Source organism: Polaromonas sp., assembly GCF_039932935.1.
Lineage (GTDB): Bacteria > Pseudomonadota > Gammaproteobacteria > Burkholderiales > Burkholderiaceae_C > Polaromonas.
The window spans coordinates 73,429-96,042 of the sequence record NZ_JBDTPB010000047.1; the positions used below are offsets into that span (position 1 = coordinate 73,429).

Below are 22,614 nucleotides of genomic sequence, written 5' to 3' on the forward strand. Positions count from 1 at the left end.
CACCGCACAACCACTCCATGAATCTTTCTCTTCAGCTTCAACGGCAGGATTTGATGCCCGGCCTTCACCTGATCGGCGGCCGCTGGCGCGAAGCAAGCGACGGCCAGCGCCTGGACGTCACCGATCCTGCACAAGATGAGGCCTTTGCCAGCGTGCCTGATGGCACGGCCGACGATGCCCGCGCGGCAGTCGACGCAGCGCATGCGGCTTTCGCCGGCTGGCGCACGGTGCCAGCCCGCCAGCGCGCGCAGATTATCAAACGCTGGAACGACCTGATCCTCACCCACCAGGACGACCTGGGCCGGTTGATCTCGCGCGAGCAAGGCAAGCCGCTGGCAGAGGGCCGCGGCGAAGTGGCTTACGCGGCAAGCTATGTCGAATGGTTCGCCGAAGAGGCCACGCGGGTCAACGGCGATGTCATCCCGGCGCCGGTGCCCGGCCGCCGCATGTTCGCGGTGCAGGAGCCGGTCGGCGTTATCGCCGCCATCACGCCCTGGAACTTTCCCGCCGCGATGATCGCGCGCAAGATCGCGCCTGCGCTGGCCGCTGGCTGCACGGTGGTCTGCAAACCCGCAGAAGATACACCGCTGACCTCATTGGCCCTGATCGTCCTGGCGCAGGAAGCCGGCGTTCCGCCCGGGGTGCTCAATATTGTTTGTGCCTCGCGCGAACGCACGCCCGCCGTGGTGGACGTGTGGCTGGACGATGCGCGCGTACGCAAGATCACCTTCACCGGCTCGACACCGGTGGGCAAGCACCTGGCGCGCCGGTCCGCCGACACACTCAAAAAACTCTCGCTCGAGCTTGGCGGCAACGCGCCTTTTATCGTGTTTGACGATGCTGACCTGGATGCTGCTGTTCAAGGCCTGATGGTTTCCAAGTTCCGCAATGGCGGCCAAACTTGCGTCTGCCCCAACCGCATCTATGTGCAGGCCGGCGTGCATGATGCCTTTGTCAAAAAACTCTCGGCCCAGGTGCGCGCGCTGGTAGTGGGCCCCGCCACGCAAGCGGACTCCCAGATCGGTCCCATGATCAATGCCCGTGCGGTCGACAAGATTGAGCGTCACGTGCAGGATGCCATGTCCCGCGGCGCGCGTATCGCGGTAGGCGGCAGCCGGTTGCCCGCGCTGGGCCCCCGCTATTTCGCACCCACCGTTCTGGTCAATGCGACTGCCGCCATGGCCTGCGCCTGTGAAGAAACTTTCGGGCCGGTCGCGCCCATCACCCGCTTCGAGACCGAAGCAGAGGTGATTGCCGCCGCCAACGACACGCCCTTCGGTCTGGCTGCTTACTTTTACTCCAACGACGTGCGCCGCATATGGCGTTTGGCCGATGTGCTGGAGTGCGGCCTGGTCGGCGTCAACGAAGGCGCGCTGGCGGCTGAGGCCGCGCCCTTTGGGGGCGTCAAGGATTCAGGTTACGGGCGCGAAGGCTCGGTCCACGGCCTGGGCGAGTATCTGCACTGGAAATACATCTGCCAAGGCAACCTGGGTTGAGGTAACGCGTATTCGCTGATGCCGATAGGGTGAACTTTTTGCCCAGCCGCAGAATCCTGCGCGTCCCTATTTCAGAATTTTCCAGAACTGGAAGCAATTTCTCGTGACGCACGGTTGGCGTTACGTTCTTGCGGCGCTGTCCCACCCTCGGCATGGGTGCTGATCGCGGGATCGGCCGAAGCTTCGTCCGGAGGGATCTTCGGTCTTTGCTTGCAGCCTGCCAATAGAGCGAGCAGACACATTAGGGCGATAGTTTTTCTGTACATGCCTATCCTTTTTGAGATGCGCCAAATCCTATCATCGGCTTGCTCGGCGCCGCCATGAAGCGCAAAGCCGCAGATTGCCAGCATCAGCGGCGGTCGCCCACAGCCTGGCTGGCGGATGAGGTTGTCCGCGCGAGGGCTCCTCCCGTCATCACCCCGTCACCGAACGCAAGCAAAAGTGAGGTCCGGGGCCGCGATTTGGTGATTATTTCCTCCTGCATTCGGAGGGTGTGTCGCACTTGACGGCTGCCTAGACTTGTTTCACCCAACTTCAACCGGAGGATGCCATGCGTCTTGCTACGTTCAATGTGGAGAACATGTTTGACCGCGCCAAGGCGCTGAACTCACAGGACTGGGGTGAGGGCAAGCCGGCGCTGGAGGCACACAAGGAGCTGAACACGCTGTTTGAAAAGGACGTCTACAGTGCGGCCGATAAAAAACGCATGCTCAAACTGATGGAAGACAACGGGCTGCTCAAGACTGATGAAGGCCCCTTGCTGATCCTGCGCAAGATACGCGGCCAGCTCATCAAACGGCCACGTGTGGGCGATGCGGAAATTGTGGCGGCAGGACGCAAGAGCTGGATCGGCTGGATAGAGCTCAAGACCGAGCCTGTGAATGAAAAGGCCACGCTGAACACCGCGCGTGTGCTGCGAACCATCAAGGCCGATGTACAGGCTGTGATCGAGTCTGAAGACCGCACCACCTTGCGCCTTTTCAACCAGCAAGTGCTGACCGAGGTGGGCGCACAGCCCTTCAAGCACGTGATGCTGGTGGACGGTAACGACGACCGCGGCATTGACGTGGGCCTGATGACGCGTGACGACTACCCCATCGTGGGCATCCGCTCGCATGTGGATGACGAAGACGCGAAGGGCTTGATCTTCAGCCGCGACTGCGCCGAGTACGAAGTCAGCCTGCCGGATGGCGGGCGGCTCTGGGTCATGGTGAACCATTTCAAGAGCAAGGGCTACGGCCTCCAGGCGGCGAATGACGCCAAGCGCAAGCGGCAGGCCCAGCGGGTGCGTGATCTGTATGACGAGCACATCGCCGACGGCGACCTGTACGTTGTCGTCATTGGAGACCTGAACGAAATCCCGGCCAATGCACCCATGAACCCCTTGCTGCGTTCGGGTTCCACCTTGAAGGATGTGTTTGACCACCCCGACTTTGACGTGGGCGGCCGGCCGGGCACCCATGGCAACTGCACGGCGGCGGGCAGGCTGGACTACATCCTGTTGTCACCGGCCCTCTTTGCCAAAGTGAAAAAGGGCGCGGTGGAGCGGCGCGGCATGTGGGGCGGCGTGAACGGCACCTTGTGGCCGCACTTCGCGGAAGTCACCAGCGCGGACGAAGCCGCATCGGATCACGCGGGTTTATGGGTGGAGCTGGATATCTGACAGGGCCCAAGCCTCAATCCTCAAGCCAACGCGCGTAAAACGTTTTCTGCCGTGGCGGGCGCAGTCAGAACGACGGGCTGATTCCCTGGGCGGCAGGCTCCCACTGCATCCCGCATTGCCTCAAACACGCTGATCGCCAGCATCAGAGGCGGCTCACCCACGGCCTTGCTGCCAAACACGTTGTCTTCGCGATTCGGTTCGGGCCACAGGTCGATCTTGAAATGTTCGGGCACGTCGCCCGTTGCGGGGATTTTGTAGGTGCTCGGGGCGTGGGTGGCCAGGTAGCCCTTGTCGTTCCACACCAATTGTTCGGTGGTGAGCCAGCCCATTCCCTGGATGAAGCCGCCTTCAATCTGGCCGATGTCGATGGCGGGGTTGATGCTCGTTCCTGCGTCGTGGAGGATGTCGACCTTCAGCACGCGGCTTTCGCCGGTCAGCGTGTCGATGGCCACTTCGGTACACGCGGCGCCGTAGGCAAAGTAATAAAACGGCCGGCCGGTGAGGGTGGTTTTGTCGTAGTGGATTTTGGGCGTGCGGTAAAAGCCGTCGCTCCACAGCTGGATGCGGTTGGCATAGGCCAGTTTCACCACTTCAGTAAACGGCCGCTTGCCCGTGGGCGTGATGACCTCGCCGCCTGCAAATTGCACGGCGCCAGCGCCGCAATGGTCCAGCCCGGCCACAAATTGCGCCAGGTTGTCGCGCACATTGCGCGCGGCGTATTGCGCGGCGCGGGCATTCAGGTCGGTGCCGGCAGATGCGGCGGTGGCCGATGCGTTGGGGATTTTGCTGGTGTCGCTGGCGGTGGCCAGCACCTGGGCAAAGGCCACGCCCAGCTCGTCGGCCACGATTTGCGCGACCTTGGTGTTCAGGCCCTGGCCCATTTCGGTGCCGCCGTGGTTGACCTGCACGCTGCCGTCGGTGTACACATGCACCAGTGCGCCGGCCTGGTTGAAGAGGGTGGCGGTGAATGAGATACCGAACTTGACGGGCGTGATGGCAATGCCGCGCTTGATGACGGGGCTCTTGGCGTTCCATGTCGAAATGGCCTGGCGCCGGCTCTGGTAGCGTGCAGACAGCTCCAGTTTTGATAGCAATGGTTCGAGGATGTTGTCCTCGACCTTCATCTGGTAGTGCGTGGTATCGCGGCGCCGTTCCGGCACGGTCCCGCTCACCGCTGCGACGACTTCGTCGCTATACAGGTTGCGCTTGCGCACGGCCAGCGGGTCCAGGCCCAGCGTGCGGGCAATGTCGCCCATGATGGCTTCGGTGACGATCATGCCCTGCGGGCCGCCAAAGCCGCGAAAGGCGGTGTTGCTTTGGGTATTGGTCTTGCAGCGGTATGACGCAATGGACACGTCTTCTAAAAAGTAGGCGTTGTCGGCGTGAAAGACGGCGCGGTCGGCCACCGGGCCGCTCAGGTCGGCGCTGAAGCCGCAGTTGACGGCCATGGTCAGCTGCAGGCCGTGCAGGCGGCCGGTGTCGTCAAAGCCCACGGTGTAGTCATAGCTGAAGGGGTGGCGCTTGCCGGTGACCATGAAGTCGTCGTCGCGGTCCAGCCGCAGCTTGACGGGCTTCTTGAGCTTGTTGGCGGCAATGGCAGCCCACACGGCCATCTGGCCCGACTGCGTTTCTTTGCCGCCAAAGCCGCCGCCCATGCGCCGGCACTCCACGCGCACGGCATGGTTGTCTATGCCCAGCGCGTGCGACACCCAATGCTGGATCTCGCCCGGGTGCTGCGTGCTGGAATACACCAGCCACTGGTGCTGCTCTTGCGGCACGACGTAGGCGACCTGGCCTTCAAGGTAGAAGTGCTCTTGCCCGCCGACTTCGAGCGTGCCGGTGAGGGTGTGCGGTGCGGCCTTCAGCGCCGCTGCCGCGTCGCCGCGATTCACAAACACCGGCGGCAGCACATGGCTTTCGGCCTTCATCGCCTGCTGCACTGTCAGGATGGCCGGCAGCGGCTCGATGCGGCACACCACCTTGCGCGCGGCGCGGCGCGCCTGCATCGCCGTGTCGGCTACCACCACGCCAATCACCTGGCCGATGTGCTGCACGGTGCCCGTGGCAAACACCGGCTCGTCGTGCGAGAAGTTGCCAAGAACAGGATCGCCAGGGATGTCGCGCGCGAGGATCACATCGCGCACACCGGGCATGGCCAGGGCGGCTGTGGCGTCTATGGCCAGCAGCTTGCCGTGCGCAATGGTGGAAAGGATGGGCGCGGCATGCAGTGTGCCGCGAATCTCGGGAATGTCGTCTACATACGTGGCGGCGCCGGCCACCTGCGCGCGCGCGCTTTCGTGAAAGACAGAGCGGCCGGCGGCCTGGCCTGGCCCCGTGGGTGCGGGCTGGCGGGCGATCGAGGCTTGCTCGTGCCGGTCAGCGGGCGGGGCCTGGTCGGCGCGTGCGTCGGCCGCCGCGGCCACCGGGTCGGCCACTGAGTCGCGTGAGAGGGAGATGTCTTTGCCGGCGGTCATGGCTGTTTTCATGCCGGCTCTTCCAGCCTGAAGGTGGCCAGGTTGATCTGCTGCATTCCCTGGCTTTCAAGCCAGTAGCGCTGCAGCAAGTTGCCCAGTACTTCGCTGCGGTAGGCGGCCGAGGCGCGCATGTCCGAGATGGGCGAGAACTCTGCGCGCAGGGTGGCCATGGCCGCCTTGACTGTTTGTTGCGTCCAGGGCTGGCCGAGCAGGGCAGCTTCGGTTTGCACGGCGCGCACCGGTGTGGCGGCCACGCCGCCTGCTCCTATTGCTGCGCTGACAACCGTGTGGTTTTCAATTTGCAGGTTGATGGCCAGGCAGACGGTGGAAATGTCGTCGTCGTAGCGCTTGGAAATCTTGTACACCCTGAAAAATTCAGCCCCCACGCTTGCCGCTTCGTGTGCGGCGCTGCCCGGTGCGGCGCGATTTTTCGTCACCGGCACGGGTTTGGGCACCTTGATCCAGGCCAGCACTTCGTCTGCGGCCATCACGTTCTGGCGGTAGCCGGTGTAAAGCTTCTCCAGCGGCATCTCGCGGTGGCGCATCTTTCCGTCTCGCTCGCTCATCAGCACCACATGGGCACGCATGGCAATCAGCAGCGGCATCGAGTCGCCAATGGGTGAGCCGTTGGCCACGTTGCCGCCCAGCGTGCCCGAGTTGCGCACCGGCAGGCCGGCAAAGCGGGCGGCGAAGTTGTGCAACTGCGGGCGATCTTTGACCAGCGCGTCGTAGGCGTCGGCCAGCGTCACTGCTGCGCCAATGGCAAGGTGGTGCGGGTAGTCCTCGATGCGGCGCAGCTCCTCAACCTTTGTCACGTCGATCACCTGCGCAAACTGCTGGTGCAGCTTGGTGACCCAGAGGCCCACGTCGGTGCAGCCGGCCACGAGCTGCGCCTGCGGGTGGCTGGCGCGGGCCTGCAGCAGCGCAGACAGCGTACGCGGCGATTTATAAGCCAAATCGGCCTCCAGCCCAATAGAGGCGAGCGCAAGCAGCTCTAGTTTTGATAGCAAATCGGCTTCGTCCACCACCACCGCGGGCAGGCTACCCATGGCCTGGGCGGCGTCCAGGATGGGCCGGTAGCCGGTGCAGCGGCAGAGGTTGCCCGACAGGTCGTGTTGCGCCAGCTCGCGCGTGATGGGTTTGCCCTGACGCACGTGGTTTTGGTACATGCCGAACAGGCTCATGACGAAACCGGGGGTGCAAAAGCCGCATTGGGAGCCATGGCACTGCACCATGGCTTCCTGCGCCGGGTGCAGTGTGGGTTTAACTCCTTCCCCGACGCCAGCAGGGGCCGCGGAACCGGCCTTGGCCTGTCCTGAGCCTGTCGAAGGGCCGGGCCGCAGGCGCAGCGCCCCCCCGGGGGGCAGCGCATTACACGCAGCCGAAGGCGAAGTGAAAAGCGTGGGGGCAATATCCTCCACCGTCCACAGCGCGAGGCCGTCCACCGAATGCGCCAGCCGGATGCAGCTGTTGATGGCCTTGTAGCGAATGTGTCCGTTCACCGCTTCGCCCAGCACCACGGTGCAGGCGCCGCAGTCGCCTTCGCCGCAGCCTTCCTTGGTGCCGGTGCAGGCCAGGTCCTCGCGCAGCACCTCCAGCAGGGTGCGGCTGGGTGGTACATTGCCAAGCGAGACAACTTCACCCCGCCGGATGAACCGGATGGGTCTGGCAAGGTTTGCAGAGGATGGGACAGTCATGCGCGTCAGGGTAAGACAGTCAGGGGGCCAGCGGCATACGCAAGCCCGTATCAGCCGCATGGGTGAAAAGGTATGACAGCGTCGGCCAAAGATCAGATGATGCTCGACAAGATTGACCTTCATCTCATCAGGGTTCTGAACACCGTGCTTGTTGAACGCAGCGTATCACGCGCCGCCATCCGCCTGGGTATGTACCAGCCCGCCGTCAGCGCGGCGCTCAAGCGCCTGCGCGTGCTGGCAGGTGACCCCATTCTGGTGCGCTCGGGTGCGGGCATGGTGCCCACCGATGCGGGCCTGCGCATGATTGAGCCGTCGGCCAGCATTTTGCGTGCGGCGGGCATGCTCTTCAGCGACGCCCGCGGGTTTGACCCGGCCACGGCCGACACCACCTTTCGACTGGCGGCCAGTGACTACCTTGACCCGCTTTTTTTGCCGCAACTGGTGGCGCAGATCAAGGCCCAGGCGCCGCGCTGCCATATAGAGATTCACCCGCTGTCGGCCGAGACCGACTACCGCACGCACCTGGCGCAGGGGCAGGCCGACATCGTGATCGGCAACTGGTCGTCACCCACCGACGACCTGCACATGGCGCGGCTCTTTGGCGACGAAGTGGTGTGCCTGGTGGCCAAAGACCACCCGGCGGTGCGCCGCGGCTGGAATGAGGCCACCTGGCTGGCGGCCGAACACATTGCACCCACCGCCACGCACCCCGGTGCCAAGGGCGTGATTGACGAGCACCTGGACACGCTGGGCATGGTGCGCAACATCACCGTGCGCTGCCCGCACTTCGGCCTGATGCCGTCCATGGTGGCATCAAGCTTGCTGGTCATGACCACCGGCCGTCAGTACTGCGAACGTTTTGCCGGCGTGTTGCCGGTCAAAATACTGCCCAGCCCGATTACCTTTCCCCGCATGATGTACTACCAGCTCTGGCACGAACGCACGCACGCCTCCGCCTCGGCCAAATGGCTGCGTGACCGCGTCAAGTCGGTGGCGGCCATGCTACGAAAAGAATAGCTGCTTGCGCACGTTCCATAAGGGCTTCGGCCCACAAACACCTTAAAAATCAAAGAATTCCGGACGCCACGAGACAATGACAGCCCCACCGCCCCAGACCGAAACCCCCGCCGGCCAGCCGCCGCGCCTGCGGCTTTCCGGCATTACCAAAAGCTACCCCGGCGTGGTGGCCAACAGCGGCATTTCGCTGGACGTGCAGGCCGGCGAGATCCATGCCGTGCTGGGCGAAAACGGGGCCGGCAAGTCGACCTTGATGAAGATCATCTACGGCGCGGTCAAGCCCGACGCCGGCAGCGTGGCCATGGACGGCCGGGCCGTCACGGTGCGCAACCCGCATGAGGCGCGCGCGCTCGGCATCAGCATGGTGTTTCAGCATTTCAGTTTGTTCGACACGCTGACCGTGGCTGAAAACGTCTGGCTTGGGCTGGACAAACACCTCACGCTGGCAGAGGTGTCAAGGCGCATCACCGAAACGACCAAGGCCTACGGGCTGCAGCTGGAACCGGCCCGGCCGGTGCACACGCTGAGCGTGGGGGAGCGCCAGCGCGTGGAAATCGTGCGGGCGCTGTTGACCCAGCCCAGGCTATTGATTCTGGACGAGCCGACCTCGGTGTTGACGCCGCAGGCGGTTGAGAACCTGTTTGTCACCTTGCGCCAGCTGGCTGCGCAGGGCTGCAGCATTTTGTACATCAGCCACAAGTTGCACGAAATACGCGCGTTGTGCACGGCCTGCACGGTGCTGCGCGGCGGCAAGGTCTCGGGTGTGTGCGATCCGCGCCAGGAGTCAAACGCCTCGCTGAGCCGGCTGATGATTGGCGCCGAGCCGCCCGCGCTGGAGCACCGCGAGGTGCATGCCGGCGCTGTGGTGCTGGAGGTCAAGCAGCTCGACCTGCCGCGTGAAGCGCAGTTTGGTGTTGACCTGCACCAGGTGGCGCTGCAGGTGCGCGCCGGCGAGGTGGTGGGCATTGCCGGTGTGTCGGGCAATGGCCAGAAGGAACTGCTCTACGCGCTGTCGGGTGAAGACACCCGCGCGGCTGACGGTGCCATTGTGGTCAAGGGCCAGGCGGCGGGCAAACGCGGGCCGGGTGCGCGCCGTGCGCTGGGCCTGCATTTTGTGCCTGAAGAACGCCTGGGCCGTGGCGCTGTGCCGTCGTTGTCGCTGGCGCGCAACCTCTTGCTCACACGCAAGGAGGCGGTGTCGGGCAGTGGCTGGCTTAACCGCAGCCGCCTGCAGGCGCAGGCCGGCCGCATCATCGCTGAATACAAGGTCAAGGCCGGCGGGCCGCATGCTGTGGCCAAGTCGCTCTCGGGCGGCAACCTGCAAAAGTTCATCATGGGCCGCGAGATCGATGCAAAGCCCGAGCTGCTCATCGTTTCACAGCCGACCTGGGGCGTCGACGTGGGTGCAGCCACGCAGATTCGCGGTGAGCTGCTCAAGCTGCGCGATGCGGGTTGCGCCGTGCTGGTGGTCAGCGAAGAGCTGGAAGAGCTGTTTGATATTTGCGATCGTCTGTATGTCATGGCCAAGGGCCAGCTGTCGCCTTCGCTGCCGCGCGCTGATGCCACGGTGGAGTTGGTGGGGCAGTGGATGAGCGGGCTATGGACGTCCGGTGCGCCGCACCAGGATGCAACGCAAGCCGTGGCGGAGGCCTCGGCATGAAGCTCGAGATTCGCCCTCAACCGTCGTCCTTCTGGAGCTATGCCTCGCCGGTGCTGGCCTTGCTCATCACAGTGCTGATCGGCGTGGCGCTGTTTGTCGCGCTGGGCAAAGACCCGGTCAAGGGCCTGCAGGTGTTTTTCTGGGAGCCGATCAAGTCCCCGTATGCGTTGGGCGAGCTGCTGGTCAAGGCGACGCCGCTGCTCATCATTGCGCTGGGCCTGGCGGTGTGCTTTCGCTCCAACGTCTGGAACATCGGCGCCGAAGGCCAGTTTGTCATGGGCGCCATTGCGGCGGGCGGCGTGGCGTTGCTGGCCAATAAAACCACGGGCGTGTGGATCGTGCCGGTGGTTTTGCTGGCGGGCGTGGCGGGCGGCATGCTGTGGGCGGGCGTCACGGCGTTGCTGCGCGACCGCTTCAATGCCAATGAAATTCTCGTCAGCCTGATGCTGGTGTATGTGGCCGACCTGGTGCTCAATTACCTGGTGTTCGGCCCCTGGAAAGACCCGAACGGCTACAACTTTCCGCAGACCAAGACCTTTGAGGCAGTGACGCAGATCCCCCGCCTGATGCAGGGCTCGCGCGTGAACATCGGCATTGTGCTGGCGTTGCTGGGCGCGGCGGGGCTGTGGCTCTTTTTGTTCCGCACCTATGCCGGCTTTCGCCATGAGGTCAGCGGCGCGGCACCGGCCGCTGCGCGCTACGCGGGCTTTTCGTCGCGCCGCGCGCTGTGGCTGGCGTTGCTGACGTCAGGCGGAGCCGCAGGCCTGGCCGGTGCGCTGGAAGTTGCCGGCCCGATCGGCCAGCTCACACCGTATGTGCCGGCGGGCTATGGTTTTGCCGCCATCATCGTTGCCTTTGTGGGGCGGCTGCACCCGGTGGGCGTGGTGTTTTCGGCCCTTTTGATGAGCATGTTCTACATTGGCGGCGAGCTCGCGCAGTCGCGCCTCGGCCTGCCCAAGTCCATCACGGGCGTGTTTCAGGGCCTGCTGCTGTTCAGCCTGCTGAGCTGCGACACCCTGATCGCCTACCGGATTGTTTTCCCCCCGAAGCGGCCTGCGGCCGCCCCCCCCTCAAGGGGGCGCCACCAGTGGCCGGGCAAAGCCGGTTCCACGGCGGCCCCTGAGAAACACACAGACTGAAGAGGCCAACGGTGGAAAGTTACGCACTGCTGATTGCCGCGACGCTCAGCGCCGGCACCGTGCTGGCCATCGCCGCGCTGGGCCTGCTCATCAATGAAAAAGCCGGCATCGTCAACCTGGGCGCCGAAGGCATGATGCTGTGCGCCGCCATCGCAGGCTTTGCCGCCGTGGTGCACACCGGCAACAGCTGGGTGGGGTTTGCGGCCGGCATGGCGGCGGGCGCTTTTCTGGCAGCTGTCTTCGGCGTGCTGGTGATCTGGCTGAACACCAACCAGTACGCCACCGGCCTGGCGCTAAGCCTTTTTGGCGCAGGCTTTTCGGCGTTTGCCGGTATCAAGTACGTGCAAGAAAAACTGCCCGAGCAGTCGCACTACCCGATTCCTTTTCTGGCTGACATTCCGCTGGTGGGCCCGGCGCTGTTCCGCCAGCACCCCATGGTCTACATCGCGATGGCGTTGACGGCGGGGCTGATCTGGTTTTTGTACCGTACGCGCGCCGGCCTGGTGTTGCGATCGGTCGGCGAGAGCCCGGAGTCGGCGCACGCACTGGGTTACCCCGTGCGACGCATCCGCCTGGCCGCGGTGGTGGCCGGCGGCGCGCTGTGCGGGCTGGCGGGCGCCTATGTGTCGGTGGTCTACACGCCGCTCTGGATTGAAGGCATGATCGCCGGCAAGGGCTGGATCGCGCTGGCGCTCACCACCTTTGCCACGTGGCGCCCGGCACGGGTGTTGCTTGGTGCTTACCTGTTTGGCGGCGTGACCATGCTGCAGTTTCACCTGCAAAGTCTGGGTGTGAATGTGCCCACACAGTTCCTGAGCATGCTGCCTTACCTGTCCACCATCGTGGTGCTGGTGCTGATTTCGCGCAACCCGCTGTGGATCCGCGTCAACATGCCCAGCTCCATCGGCAAGCCGTTTTACCCCGGCAGCTGATGGTGAAAAGCCTTCGTTCAGCCGCATAATTGCATTTTTTCGTCTTCCCCCTTTCAGCTTCTTATTTTCAGCTTCCCCTTTTCAGCTTCCCATTTCAATCTCAATTCCTACAACGAAAGCGAGTTCACATGACTGACCTGCAAAAACGTTCCCTGCTCAAGCTGGCGGCCCTGTCGGCTGTGGCTGCGGCAGCCCTGATGGGCTGCGGCAAGAAGGAAGAGCCGGCGCCTGCGCCTGCCGCACCGGCACCCGCCGCGGCAGCGCCCGCCAAGGTCGAGCCCCTGAAAATCGCATTTGCCTATGTCGGCCCCGTGGGCGACGGCGGCTGGACGTATGCGCACGACAACGGCCGCAAGGCTGTCGAAGCAAAGTATGGCGACAAGGTGGTCACCAGCTTTGTCGAAAAAGTGCCCGAGTCGGCAGACGCCGAGCGCGTGATCCGCGACATGGCCCAGCAGGGCAACAAGTTGATCTTCGGCACCACCTTCGGCTACATGGAGCCCATGCTCAAGGTCGCCGCCGACCTCAAGGACGTCAAGTTCGAGCACGCCACCGGCTACAAGACCGCCGAGAACATGCGCACCTACGACAGCCGCACCTATGAAGGCGCCTACATGGCCGGCGTGATTGCGGGCAAGATGAGCAAGACCGGCACGCTGGGCGTGGTCGGGTCGGTGCCGATTCCGGAAGTCGTGCGCAACATCAACAGCTTCACGCTGGGTGCGCAGTCGGTTAATCCCAAGGTCAAGACCAAGGTGGTGTGGGTGAACGAGTGGTACAACCCGCCCAAGGAAACCGAAGCCGCCACCGCGCTGATCAATGGCGGCGCCGACGTGCTGTTCCAGAACACCGACTCATCCGCCGTGCTGCAGACCGCCGAGAAGATGGGCAAGCGCGCCTTCGGCTGGGATTCGGACATGACCGCCTACGGCCCCAAGGCCCACCTGGCTTCTGCCGTGATCAACTGGGGCCCGTACTACGTCAAGGCCGTGGGTGAGGCGCTGGAAGGCAAGTGGACCGGCAATAGCAGCGCATGGTGGGGCGTCAAGGAAGGTGCGATCGACATCGTGTCGCTGGCTGCCGATGTGCCCGACGACACCAAGAAGCGCATTGAAGAAGTCAAGGCCGGCCTGAAGGACGGCAGCTTCTCGATCTGGAAAGGCCCGATCACCGACAACACCGGCAAAGAACTGGTGGCCAAGGATGTGGTGGCAGACGACAAATTTCTCGGCGGCCTGAAGACTTACGTCAAGGGCGTCGAAGGCAAGGTTCCCGGCAACTGAGGATAATGGGCGATGCGCCGTGCCCCACAAGGGCCGGAGCGCTCGCAAGTGGTTTTCAAAGCTGCCTTCGGGCAGCTTTTTTCGTTAGGAACTGACGTTTTCGGAGTTGAAATGACGCCTGCACAATTCAAGGTAGCCCCCGTCGCCGCAGACCGCCTTCCTGAGCTGCTTAAAAGCATGCCCAAGGCCGAGCTTCACATGCACATTGAAGGCTCGCTCGAGCCCGAGTTGATCTTTGCGCTGGCCCAGCGCAACGGCATAGAGATTCCGTACAGCAGTGTTGAAGAACTGCGCGGCGCCTACGCGTTCACCAACCTGCAGAGCTTTCTCGGTATTTATTACGCCGGCGCCAGCGTGCTGATCACCGAGCAGGACTTTTACGACATGGCGATGGCCTACCTGCGCAAGGCGGCTGCCGACAACGTGGTGCACACCGAAATGTTCTTCGACCCGCAGACGCACACGGCGCGCGGTGTCAGCATGGAAACGGTCGTCAATGGCCTGCACCGTGCCTGTGTGGATGCGCAAGCCGAGCTGGGCGTCAGCGCTTTGCTGATCCTGTGCTTTTTGCGCCACCTCAGCGAAGAAGAGGCGTTTGAGACGCTGGAGCAGGCGCTGCCGTTGCGCGACAAATTCATCGGTATCGGGCTCGACTCGGGCGAAGTGGGCAACCCGCCTGAAAAGTTTGCGCGTGTGTTTGCGCGTTGCCGCGAGCTGGGCTTTCACCTGGTGGCGCATGCCGGCGAAGAGGGACCGCCTGAATACGTGTGGACGGCGCTTGACGTGCTGAAGGTTGAGCGCGTAGACCACGGCGTGCGTTCGAGCCGCGATGCCTTGTTGATGCAGCGACTGGCCAAAGACCGCATTCCGCTGACCGTGTGCCCGCTGTCCAACCTCAAGCTCTGCGTGTTCCCTGACCTGGCCAGCCACAACCTGCGCGAGTTGCTCGATGCCGGGCTGGTGGCCACCGTCAATTCAGACGATCCGGCCTACTTTGGCGGCTACATGAATGAGAACTTCATGCAGACTTTTGCCGCGACGGGGCTGGATGCGCAGCATGCCTATACGCTGGCGCGCAACAGTTTTGAGGCGAGTTTTATCGATGCGTCGGCGAAGGTGCATTATGTCGATCTCCTTAACGAACGCTTCGAACGTTTCCGCTGAGTGCCATGGGTTTTATCTGCGTAAATCTGCGAAATCTGTGGATATAAATTTCTCCGCAGATTACGCAGATGAACGCAGATTGAAAACAGGATGAGGGGTTATCTGGACGCACGCCGGCCTGGGCGGCGGCCCAAACGTATGATCTGGATAGAACCCTGAAGCAAGCAAGGACCCTCGGGCATGAGCACCACATCACAGCCGTATCCAGCGGCTTCCCCCGCATCACACGGCGCCTGGCCCATCGCGCTGGCCGGGCTGGTCGCCCTGGCCGTGGCCATGGGTCTCGGGCGCTTTGCCTTCACGCCGCTGTTGCCGATGATGCTGAATGACGGCGTGGTCGATTTGCCGACGGCCAGCTGGCTGGCCAGCGCCAACTACTTTGGCTACATGCTGGGCGCGATTCTCTGCACGCTACAGCCCTGGCTGTGGGCGCGCTTCAAATGGCTGCCGCACCTTGCGTATTCGTCCCTTGTGCGCGCCGGACTGGTTGCCACCGGTGTGCTGACGCTGGCCATGGGCTGGCATTTTCCTGCGGCGTGGCCCTTGCTGCGTTTCACTGCGGGCGTGACCAGCGCGGTGGTGTTTGTGTTCACTTCGGGTTGGTGCCTTTCGCGCATGGCCAGGCTGGGCGTGCCGGCCATGGGCGGCATCATCTATGTAGGTCCTGGCGCGGGTATTCTGGTGAGCGGATTGTTTGCCACCGGCATGGTGGCCTGGCACTGGACGGCGGCCACGGGCTGGATGATTTTCGGCGCGCTGGCTTTTGTACTGACTGCCTTGGTGTGGCACATTTTGCGCGGCGGTGACGAGCGCCTCATTGCGCTGGCGCCGCGCGCCGCCGCCTTGCCCGGCGCGGCGGCCCCGCACCACGGCCATGCCGAAATGACGCTGTTGACCCTGGCCTATGGCCTGGCCGGTTTCGGCTACATCATCACCGCCACGTTTTTGCCGGTGATCGCACGCGCGGCGCTGCCGGGCTCGGCCTGGCTCGACATGTTCTGGCCCATCTTTGGTCTGGGCGTGATGGTGGGTGCCTTGCTGGCCACGCGCCTTTCACCGGGCAAGGACTTCCGCCTGCTGCTGGCCGGCTGCTACTTCTTGCAGGCGCTGGGCATTGCGGCCAGCCTCTGGAGCCCGAGCCTCGCCGGCTTTGCCATCGGCAGTTTGATGCTGGGCATCCCCTTTACCGCCATCACCTTTTTCGCGATGCAGGAAGTGCGGCGCCTCAAGCCCGCCACGGCCGCCAGTTTCATGGGCCTGCTGACAGCCACCTACGGCGTCGGGCAAATCCTCGGCCCGCCGCTGGTGGCCGTGCTGCTCAAGCGCACGCCCAACGTGGGCGCGGGTTTCACGATCTCGCTGGAGATCGCTGCGGCCTCGCTGCTGGTGGGCGCTGTTCTCTATATATGGATGGCGAAGGCCTACCCCGTGCTGCCCGCCTTGCCGGCTGGTGGGGCCGCGGTGCAAAAGTAGCAGGACATATGCAGACCAAACCGATGATTCGCTGGTATTACTTTTTGGGCTGCATTGCCTTTGGCCTCGCCCCTTATATCTTTTCGATTGCCGTATTTTCGGTGGCGGCAAGTTACGGGTGCACATCGGGCTGGGTTGCTGCATGCCCCGGTTATCCCCTGTTGGCCGGGTCCGCCAACTTTGCCAGTGAGTTTGGCCTGTTGTTTGTGGTGACAGCGCCCATCGGGTTTTTGTTTTTTGTGGGTGGCGTGGCGATCAACTGGAATACGTGGGTCTTCGCAAAACGAAGAAGCCACGGTGACAGGTAGCCGCCGCTCGCTCTGCCGCCGAAGAGCCGCATTTAAACGCCGATCGCTGCGGCTGTTCTATTCAGGGCCCCGCCTTACGCCGGGCCGGGCTGCTGCACCAGCGCCATCGCAAACTTGCCGCCGCCCACCGACCAGTCTGAGTAGTCGTTTTCGTGGGTGAAGATAAACACGTCGTCGGGCGCTACGCCCGCGTTGGCCTTCAGGTTGCGGGCGATGCGCGCATACAGGTCGCGCTTCATCGCGTCGCTGCGGCCCCGGCGCATGGTGATCTCGACCACCACCAGCTTGCCTGACCGCGCCATGCCGTTAAAGCTGCGGCTGTAGAAAAAATCCCCAGGCGCATAGGCGCTGACCCGGTTGAACAGCTCGTCTTCGGGCATACCGATGGCGGCTATCAGCGCCTGGTGGATGCCATCGACGATGCCCTGACGCTGGGCTTGGGGGGTGTCTTGGTGGACTTGGGTATGGATGAATGGCATGTGATTTTTACTCAATTAAAAAAGTAGTTTTAGAATTAATCTAAAAAATGCCTATGTGGCTACGGCCCATAAAAAATACTGACTGTGGCAGATCGATCATTTTCTGAGAAACGATTTATTTGCATTTTCTATGTGAGATAAAATCACATAGTCCATGAAGCGCCACCTGCCACCCTTAAGCGCTTTGCGCGCCTTTGAAGCCGCCGCCCGCCTGGGCCGCATGACGGCTGCCGCCGAAGAGCTGTCGGTGACGCCCGGCGCCATCAGCCGGCAGGTGCGGCATCTGGAGGAATTGCTGGGCGTGCCGCTGTTTGAGGGCGCCAAAAACAAGCCGCAGCTGACGCAGGCCGGCGCCTCGCTGCTGCCGGCGCTGACGTCGGCGCTGGACCAGATGGAGGCCGCGGTCAGCAAAGTCAGCGGCGCTGAGGCCCGCACGCTCGACGTGTCCTGCTTCAGCACTTTCACCGTCAAGTGGCTGATCCCGCGCCTTTACGGCTTCAATGCGCAAAACCCGGGCATCGACATCCGGCTCTCCGCCGCCGATGACGAGCTAGGTGCAGACATCGAGCGCTACGACCTGGTCATCACGGTAGAGGGGCGTGACGCGCCGAAATCCGCCACGTCGCTGCCGCTCTTTGTGGAACGCCTGGGCCCCGTGATGGCTCCCGCGCTGGCGGCTGCGGCCCCTGTGCGCGAGCCGGCCGACCTGGCCCGCTTACCGCTGCTGCGCACCCTGACCCGGCCCGACGCCTGGCAGATGTGGTGCGCATCGCGCGGCGCAAACTTCGCCGTGCCGGACGGCCCGGCGTTTGAGCATTACTACTTCACGCTTGAGGCAGCCGTGGCCGGCCTGGGCGTGGCGATTGCGCCCTGGCACCTGGTGATGGACGACCTGCGCGCCGGCCGCCTGGTCGCGCCACTGGGCTTTGACGAAAGCGCCTACCAGTACGTGGCGAAGCGACGCGGCGATGCCGATCCGCGGCTGGACATCTTTTGTGGCTGGCTGGCGCAGCAGGCGCGCGAAATGCCGGTGCCCTGAGGCCCTGGTCTGCCCGCAAAAATCCGCGTGAATCGCCGTGAATTCCCGTGAAACCCCGCCATCAGCCCTGAACCGTTAAAATCAGGGCTTGCGTGCCGCCTCGGCGCGCCGGCATTTGCTTTTATTCCGGGGCCATGTAGAGGACTACCATGTATAAAAACCTCGCGACCCCTGGTCTTTCGGCCTCTGTGGGCGCCTGTTTTATTTCTCTTTCTTCCCATTTGACCTTGCACCTGCAGATGCCTGAGCGTGCGCAAGCCTGCCCGCGCGCAAAGGCCGCGCCATGAGCTACCAGGTCAAGGAAATTTTCTACACGCTGCAGGGCGAGGGCGCCAACGCGGGCCGGCCGGCGGTGTTCTGCCGCTTTGCCGGCTGCAATCTCTGGACGGGCCGCGAGCAGGACCGCTCCACCGCCGTCTGCCAGTTTTGCGACACCGATTTTGTGGGTACCAACGGCACGCTGGGCGGCAAGTTTGCCAATGCCGACGCGCTGGCGAATCAGATCGAAGCACAATGGCCTGCCGGCGACAGCGCGCACCGCTTTGTGGTGATGACGGGTGGCGAGCCGCTGCTGCAGGTCGATGCCGCGCTGATCGCGGCGCTGCATGCGCGGGGCTTTCAAATCGCGGTCGAAACCAACGGCACCATCGCTGCGCCCGAGGGCATCGACTGGGTGTGCGTGAGCCCCAAGGCTGGTGCGCCCTGGGTTCAGCGCGCCGGCCAGGAGCTGAAGGTGGTGTGGCCCCAGCCCAGCTTTGATTTGGCCGAGCTGGAAGCTGCCGACTTCACCCACCGCTACCTGCAGCCCATGGACAACCCCCAGCGCCGGCAGAACACCGAAACCTGCATTCAGCTGTGCATGGAGCGCCCGGCGTGGCGCTTGAGCCTGCAGACGCACAAGATCACGGGAATCCGATGAAAAAGCTTCCTGCTCCAACACCCATGCGCTGCGAAATCAGCCAGACTTTTTACTTTGACGCAGCCCATACGCTGAAGCGCGCGATCGAGGCGGAAGCCAGCAAGCGCGTGCACGGCCATACCTACAACGCCGAGGTCTTTGTCGCCGGCGAGCCCGACCCCAAAACCGGCATGGTGATGGACCTGGGCCTGGTGCGGCGCGAGATTGACGTGCTGCGCGAGCAGCTGGACCACCACCTGCTCGACGACGTGAAAGAGCTGGGCCCGCCCACGCTTGAAAACCTGTGTCAGTTCATCTTTCGCAAGCTGGATGCGCGCCTGCCGGGGCTGACCTCCGTGCGCGTCTGGCGCGTGTCGCTTGGCGACGGCTGCCGCGTGAGCCGCTGACCGGGCGCTCCCAAGGCTGCGGCGATAACCCTTATCGGGAATCGAATATCAGGCCGCCCGTTGCCTGCGTTACCCTTGAGCCATGAAAGCCTATCGCGCCGCCCTCCTGTATTTCACCGGCACGGCCCAGGCCGTGTATGAGGCTGACGGCCTGCTGGTGACGGGGTCCGACGCCGAGGGCCGGCAGGTGGTGCAGGCCGTGGGCAGCCACAGTGCGCTGGCGCCGCGTTTTGCCGATGTGCCGACCGAACATCTGCCGGGCCGCCTCATCGCGCCCGGCTTTGTGGACATGCATATCCACTACCCGCAGCTGGACGTGATCGGCTCGCCCGCCGACGGTCTGCTGCCCTGGCTGGAAAACTACACGTTTCCGGAGGAAAAACGCTTCGCAGCCCAGGACCACTGTGCGCAAGCAGCTACGTTTTTTATAGCAGAGTTGCTTCGAAACGGGGTCACTACGGCGCTGGCATTTGCCACCTCGCATGTGGAGTCGGTCAATGCGCTGTTTGCCGAGGCCCAAAAAAACCAGCTGCGCCTGATGACCGGCAAATGCCTGATGGACCAGAACGCGCCCGACGGCGTGCGCGACGAAACCGAACAAAGCCTGATCGACACCGAAGCGCTGATCCAGCGCTGGCACGGCGTGGACCGCTTGGGCTATGCCATCACGCCGCGCTTTGTACCCAGTTGCAGCGAAGCGCAATTGCGCGGCGCTGGCGAGCTGGCCGCGAAATATCCGGACGTCTGGATCCAGTCCCATGTGGCTGAGAACAAGGACGAGATCGCCTGGGTGCAAAAGCTCTACCCGAAGGCGCGCAGCTACTTCGGCGTCTACGAACAGTTCGGCCTTTTGCGCCCGCGCGCCGTCTATGCGCATTGCATTCACATCGACGACGAAGACCGCGCGCTGATGCGCGCCACCGGCACGGCGGCGGCCGTCAGCCCGACCAGCAACCTGTTCCTGGGCAGCGGTTTTTTTGACTACGAGGGCGCAGACCGGATCGGTTTTCCGTACGGCCTTGCCAGCGATGTGGGCGGTGGCACCTCGTTCAGCCCTTTTCACACCATGCTGGCGGCTTATTACGTCGGCCGCGAAGGGCAGACCAAACCGGGCCTGTCGCTCAAGCCGCAGCACCTGTGGTGGCAGCACACGGCGGGCGCGGCGCGCGCACTGGGCCTCGAAGGCGTTGTCGGCAACCTGCAGCCCGGTTGCGAGGCCGACTTCGTCGTGCTCAACCCCCAGGCTGCGCCGCTGCTGGCGCGCAAGACCGCACTGGCCAGCAACCTGGACGAATTGCTATTCGCGCTGATTGTGCTGGGCGATGACCGGTTGATCGAGCGCACAGTGATCGCGCAGGCCGCACATCCAGCGCAGGCATGAGCATCCGCAGGTTTAAGAGAAATCAGGTTGAAGCCAAATAGGGACGGGCGCAAGCAGCTATCAAAAAAGTAGCAGATGACGCCTATGCCGTGACGCTGCTCTGGTTCGGAATTCCCTCCATGGGTGCCTCATCGGTCCCTATGGTGGTCCGCGTGAAAGACTCCACCTGTTGACGCGCGGCTTCCGGGTCGCGCAGCCAGTCGGCGTAGAAGCTGAAGGGGCAGGTGGGCGTTCCCTTGTCGCCGTCGCCGGAGTTGATCATGCCGGTGTAGCCGCGGTGCAGCAGCTTGAACAAATGGTTCTCCGACTGGCCGTTGCGGCGGAAGTCGCGGATCAGGCTCTTGGACAGCGCCGCGTACTGCACGCCCATTTCCTCCTCGCCGCATTCGCCCAGCGTTCGGCCGTCAAAGCCTATCAGCGCCGAATGGCCGAAATAGGAATACACGCCGTCAAAACCCGAGGCATTGGCCACAGCCACATAGGTGTTGTTGGCAAAGGCCATGGCCTTGCTGATCAAAATCTGCTGCTCCTTGGCCGGGTACATATAACCCTGGCAGCGCACGATGAGCTCGGCGCCCTTCATCGCGCAGTCGCGCCAGATTTCGGGGTAGTTGCCGTCGTCGCAGATGATGAGGCTGATCTTCATGCCCTTGGGCCCGTCGCTCACATACGTGCGGTCGCCGGGGTACCAGCCTTCAATCGGCACCCAGGGCATGATCTTGCGGTACTTCTGCACGATCTCGCCCTGGTCGTTCATCAGGATCAGCGTGTTGTAGGGTGCCTTGCGCGGGTGGTCTTCGTGCCGTTCCCCGGTCAGCGAGAACACGCCCCACACCTTGGCGCGCCGGCAGGCTGCCGCGAAGATCTCGGTCTCAAAGCCCGGCACGGTGGCGGCGTTCTCATGCATCTCCTTGCTGTCGTACATGATGCCGTGCGTGCTGTACTCGGGGAAGATCACCAGGTCCAGGCCCGGCAGACCCTTCTTCATGCCCTCGAGCATGCGCGCGATGTTCTTGGCGTTCTCCACCACCTCGGCCTTGGTGTGAAGCCTCGGCATCTTGTAGTTGACCACCGCCACGCCGACGGTGTCCTTGCTGCTTGATATATCGCCGTGAATCATGTCGTGCTCCTTGTTCTCGTGGGTAAGCCATTACGCCAACCGCAACCCACAGCGGTCAGCGCGATTTAAGCCATTTCACCGCGGAACTGGCTTTGCCAGGCCGCAGGTGTTGCCCCCTGAGGGGGAGGCGCCGCAGGCGCTTCGGGGGGAGCCCATTCCTAGTGGCTGATCATCCAGGGGCGCTTGCTGGGGAAGGCCTTGTTGCCGTTGGGCGCTGTGAGTGTTGCGCCGCGCTTGCCGCTGGAGCAGCAACCGCAGCCCGCCGGATGCTTGAGCCGCGCATAGTCGCCCGAGCGCTTGGGCTCATGCCGGGCGCGCTCGTTGGTGTCCATCGCGCGGCGCGTGCCGTCTTCCATCAGCGCCAGCGCCGGGCTGGCAGACAGCACGCGCGCCGCCGGGCCGCCGCAAGCCGGGCAGGCGGCCGCCTGGTTGCGCATGGAGACCGAGCGCAGCGCGTCGAAGCTGCCGCATTGCGGGCAGTCGTAGTCGTAAGTGGGCATGGCGCGTGTCTCCGTGTATCAGGGCAGGTCGTGCGACAGCGGCATGCTGATCTTGCCGTCGATGTGCTTGATCGGCCCCGAGGCGTTCGGGTTGATGTCGAAGTCGAAGATGCCGGTCGGCAGCCACAGCGTGGCGCAGGAATTCGGCACGTCGACGACACCGCTGATGTGACCCTGCACCGGCGCCGTACCCAGGATGGAATAGGCCTGCGCGCCCGAGTAGCCGAACTTCTTCAGGTACTCAATCGCATTCAGGCAAGCCTGGCGGTAGGCGACGTTCACGTCCAGGTAGTACTGCTTGCCGGCCTCGTCAACCGAGATGCCTTCGAATATCAAATAGTCGTCGTAGCGCGGCGTGATCACGCTGGGCTTGAAGATGGGGTTCTTGATGCCGTACTTGGCCATGCCGCCCTTGATCAGCGTGACCTTCATGTGCACCCAGCCGGCCATTTCGATGGCGCCGCAGAAGGTGATTTCGCCGTCG

General features: G+C 63.5%; 20 protein-coding genes. 14 read left to right on the top strand and 6 right to left on the bottom strand.

The features are described from left to right. Positions 1-17 precede the first annotated feature (17 nt). A complete protein-coding gene (locus ABI546_RS08555) occupies positions 18-1,496 on the top strand; it encodes an NAD-dependent succinate-semialdehyde dehydrogenase (RefSeq protein ID WP_348046036.1) in 1,479 nt (492 codons plus the stop codon). A 550-nt stretch (positions 1,497-2,046) separates the two neighbouring features. Further along, positions 2,047-3,159, top strand: coding sequence for an endonuclease/exonuclease/phosphatase family protein (locus tag ABI546_RS08560; RefSeq protein WP_348046038.1), 1,113 nt, complete (start codon positions 2,047-2,049; stop codon positions 3,157-3,159). Between the two features lie 20 nt (positions 3,160-3,179). Here ABI546_RS08560 and xdhB read toward each other — a convergent pair whose 3' ends face one another. Further along, a complete protein-coding gene (gene xdhB, locus ABI546_RS08565) occupies positions 3,180-5,633 on the bottom strand; it encodes a xanthine dehydrogenase molybdopterin binding subunit (RefSeq protein WP_348046078.1) in 2,454 nt (817 codons plus the stop codon). Between the two features lie 8 nt (positions 5,634-5,641). After that, positions 5,642-7,330 carry a xanthine dehydrogenase small subunit gene (gene xdhA / locus ABI546_RS08570; protein ID WP_348046040.1) on the bottom strand — a complete coding sequence of 563 codons (1,689 nt, stop codon included), beginning with the start codon at positions 7,328-7,330 and terminating at the stop codon, positions 5,642-5,644. Positions 7,331-7,429: 99 nt separating this feature from the next. Here xdhA and ABI546_RS08575 point away from each other — a divergent pair, with 99 nt between their 5' ends. From ABI546_RS08575 to ABI546_RS08610, 8 genes are all read left to right on the top strand, one after another. Then, positions 7,430-8,347 carry a LysR family transcriptional regulator gene (locus ABI546_RS08575; RefSeq protein ID WP_348046042.1) on the top strand — a complete coding sequence of 306 codons (918 nt, stop codon included), beginning with the start codon at positions 7,430-7,432 and terminating at the stop codon, positions 8,345-8,347. Between the two features lie 76 nt (positions 8,348-8,423). Further along, positions 8,424-10,007, top strand: a complete 1,584-nt coding sequence (locus ABI546_RS08580; RefSeq protein ID WP_348046044.1) for an ABC transporter ATP-binding protein — start codon at positions 8,424-8,426, stop codon at positions 10,005-10,007. Next, complete coding sequence (locus tag ABI546_RS08585) at positions 10,004-11,146, top strand: ABC transporter permease (protein ID WP_348046046.1); 1,143 nt, start codon at positions 10,004-10,006, stop codon at positions 11,144-11,146. The genes ABI546_RS08580 and ABI546_RS08585 overlap by 4 nt, the downstream gene beginning before the upstream one ends. An 11-nt stretch (positions 11,147-11,157) precedes the next feature. Next, positions 11,158-12,078 (top strand): ABC transporter permease, encoded by a 921-nt coding sequence (locus tag ABI546_RS08590; RefSeq protein WP_348046048.1) that lies wholly within the window; start codon positions 11,158-11,160, stop codon positions 12,076-12,078. Positions 12,079-12,206: 128 nt separating this feature from the next. After that, positions 12,207-13,361 carry a BMP family ABC transporter substrate-binding protein gene (locus ABI546_RS08595; RefSeq protein WP_348046050.1) on the top strand — a complete coding sequence of 385 codons (1,155 nt, stop codon included), beginning with the start codon at positions 12,207-12,209 and terminating at the stop codon, positions 13,359-13,361. 111 nt (positions 13,362-13,472) lie between these two features. Next, positions 13,473-14,525 carry an adenosine deaminase gene (locus tag ABI546_RS08600; protein WP_348046052.1) on the top strand — a complete coding sequence of 351 codons (1,053 nt, stop codon included), beginning with the start codon at positions 13,473-13,475 and terminating at the stop codon, positions 14,523-14,525. A 180-nt stretch (positions 14,526-14,705) separates the two neighbouring features. Beyond that, the gene (locus ABI546_RS08605; RefSeq protein WP_348046054.1) at positions 14,706-15,998 is read left to right on the top strand and encodes a YbfB/YjiJ family MFS transporter; all 1,293 of its coding nucleotides are present in this window, start codon (positions 14,706-14,708) and stop codon (positions 15,996-15,998) included. Between the two features lie 8 nt (positions 15,999-16,006). Continuing rightward, entirely contained in the window at positions 16,007-16,306 is a 300-nt protein-coding gene (locus ABI546_RS08610; protein ID WP_348046056.1) for a hypothetical protein, read from the top strand. 74 nt (positions 16,307-16,380) lie between these two features. Here ABI546_RS08610 and ABI546_RS08615 read toward each other — a convergent pair whose 3' ends face one another. Next, the gene (locus tag ABI546_RS08615; RefSeq protein ID WP_348046058.1) at positions 16,381-16,785 is read right to left on the bottom strand and encodes a tautomerase family protein; all 405 of its coding nucleotides are present in this window, start codon (positions 16,783-16,785) and stop codon (positions 16,381-16,383) included. Positions 16,786-16,939: 154 nt separating this feature from the next. On the opposite strand from ABI546_RS08615, the gene ABI546_RS08620 reads away from it, so the two are divergent. From ABI546_RS08620 to guaD, 4 genes are all read left to right on the top strand, one after another. Then, positions 16,940-17,824 carry a LysR substrate-binding domain-containing protein gene (locus ABI546_RS08620; protein WP_348046060.1) on the top strand — a complete coding sequence of 295 codons (885 nt, stop codon included), beginning with the start codon at positions 16,940-16,942 and terminating at the stop codon, positions 17,822-17,824. Between the two features lie 283 nt (positions 17,825-18,107). Beyond that, entirely contained in the window at positions 18,108-18,743 is a 636-nt protein-coding gene (gene queE, locus ABI546_RS08625) for a 7-carboxy-7-deazaguanine synthase (protein ID WP_348046062.1), read from the top strand. 23 nt (positions 18,744-18,766) lie between these two features. Beyond that, positions 18,767-19,129 (top strand): 6-carboxytetrahydropterin synthase, encoded by a 363-nt coding sequence (locus ABI546_RS08630; RefSeq protein WP_348046080.1) that lies wholly within the window; start codon positions 18,767-18,769, stop codon positions 19,127-19,129. An 82-nt stretch (positions 19,130-19,211) separates the two neighbouring features. Further along, positions 19,212-20,510: a guanine deaminase gene (gene guaD / locus ABI546_RS08635; protein WP_348046064.1), complete on the top strand. Its 1,299-nt coding sequence runs from the start codon at positions 19,212-19,214 to the stop codon at positions 20,508-20,510. An 82-nt stretch (positions 20,511-20,592) separates the two neighbouring features. Here guaD and ABI546_RS08640 read toward each other — a convergent pair whose 3' ends face one another. The 3 genes from ABI546_RS08640 to ABI546_RS08650 form a co-directional block, all read right to left on the bottom strand. Beyond that, on the bottom strand, positions 20,593-21,630 hold the full coding sequence (locus ABI546_RS08640; protein WP_348046066.1) for an aliphatic amidase: 1,038 nt from the start codon (positions 21,628-21,630) through the stop codon (positions 20,593-20,595). A gap of 158 nt (positions 21,631-21,788) precedes the next feature. Further along, positions 21,789-22,130 carry a zinc ribbon domain-containing protein gene (locus ABI546_RS08645; protein WP_348046068.1) on the bottom strand — a complete coding sequence of 114 codons (342 nt, stop codon included), beginning with the start codon at positions 22,128-22,130 and terminating at the stop codon, positions 21,789-21,791. 18 nt (positions 22,131-22,148) lie between these two features. Continuing rightward, positions 22,149-22,614 (bottom strand): acetamidase/formamidase family protein (locus ABI546_RS08650; RefSeq protein WP_348046070.1); only part of this gene is annotated, 466 nt, incomplete at its 5' end.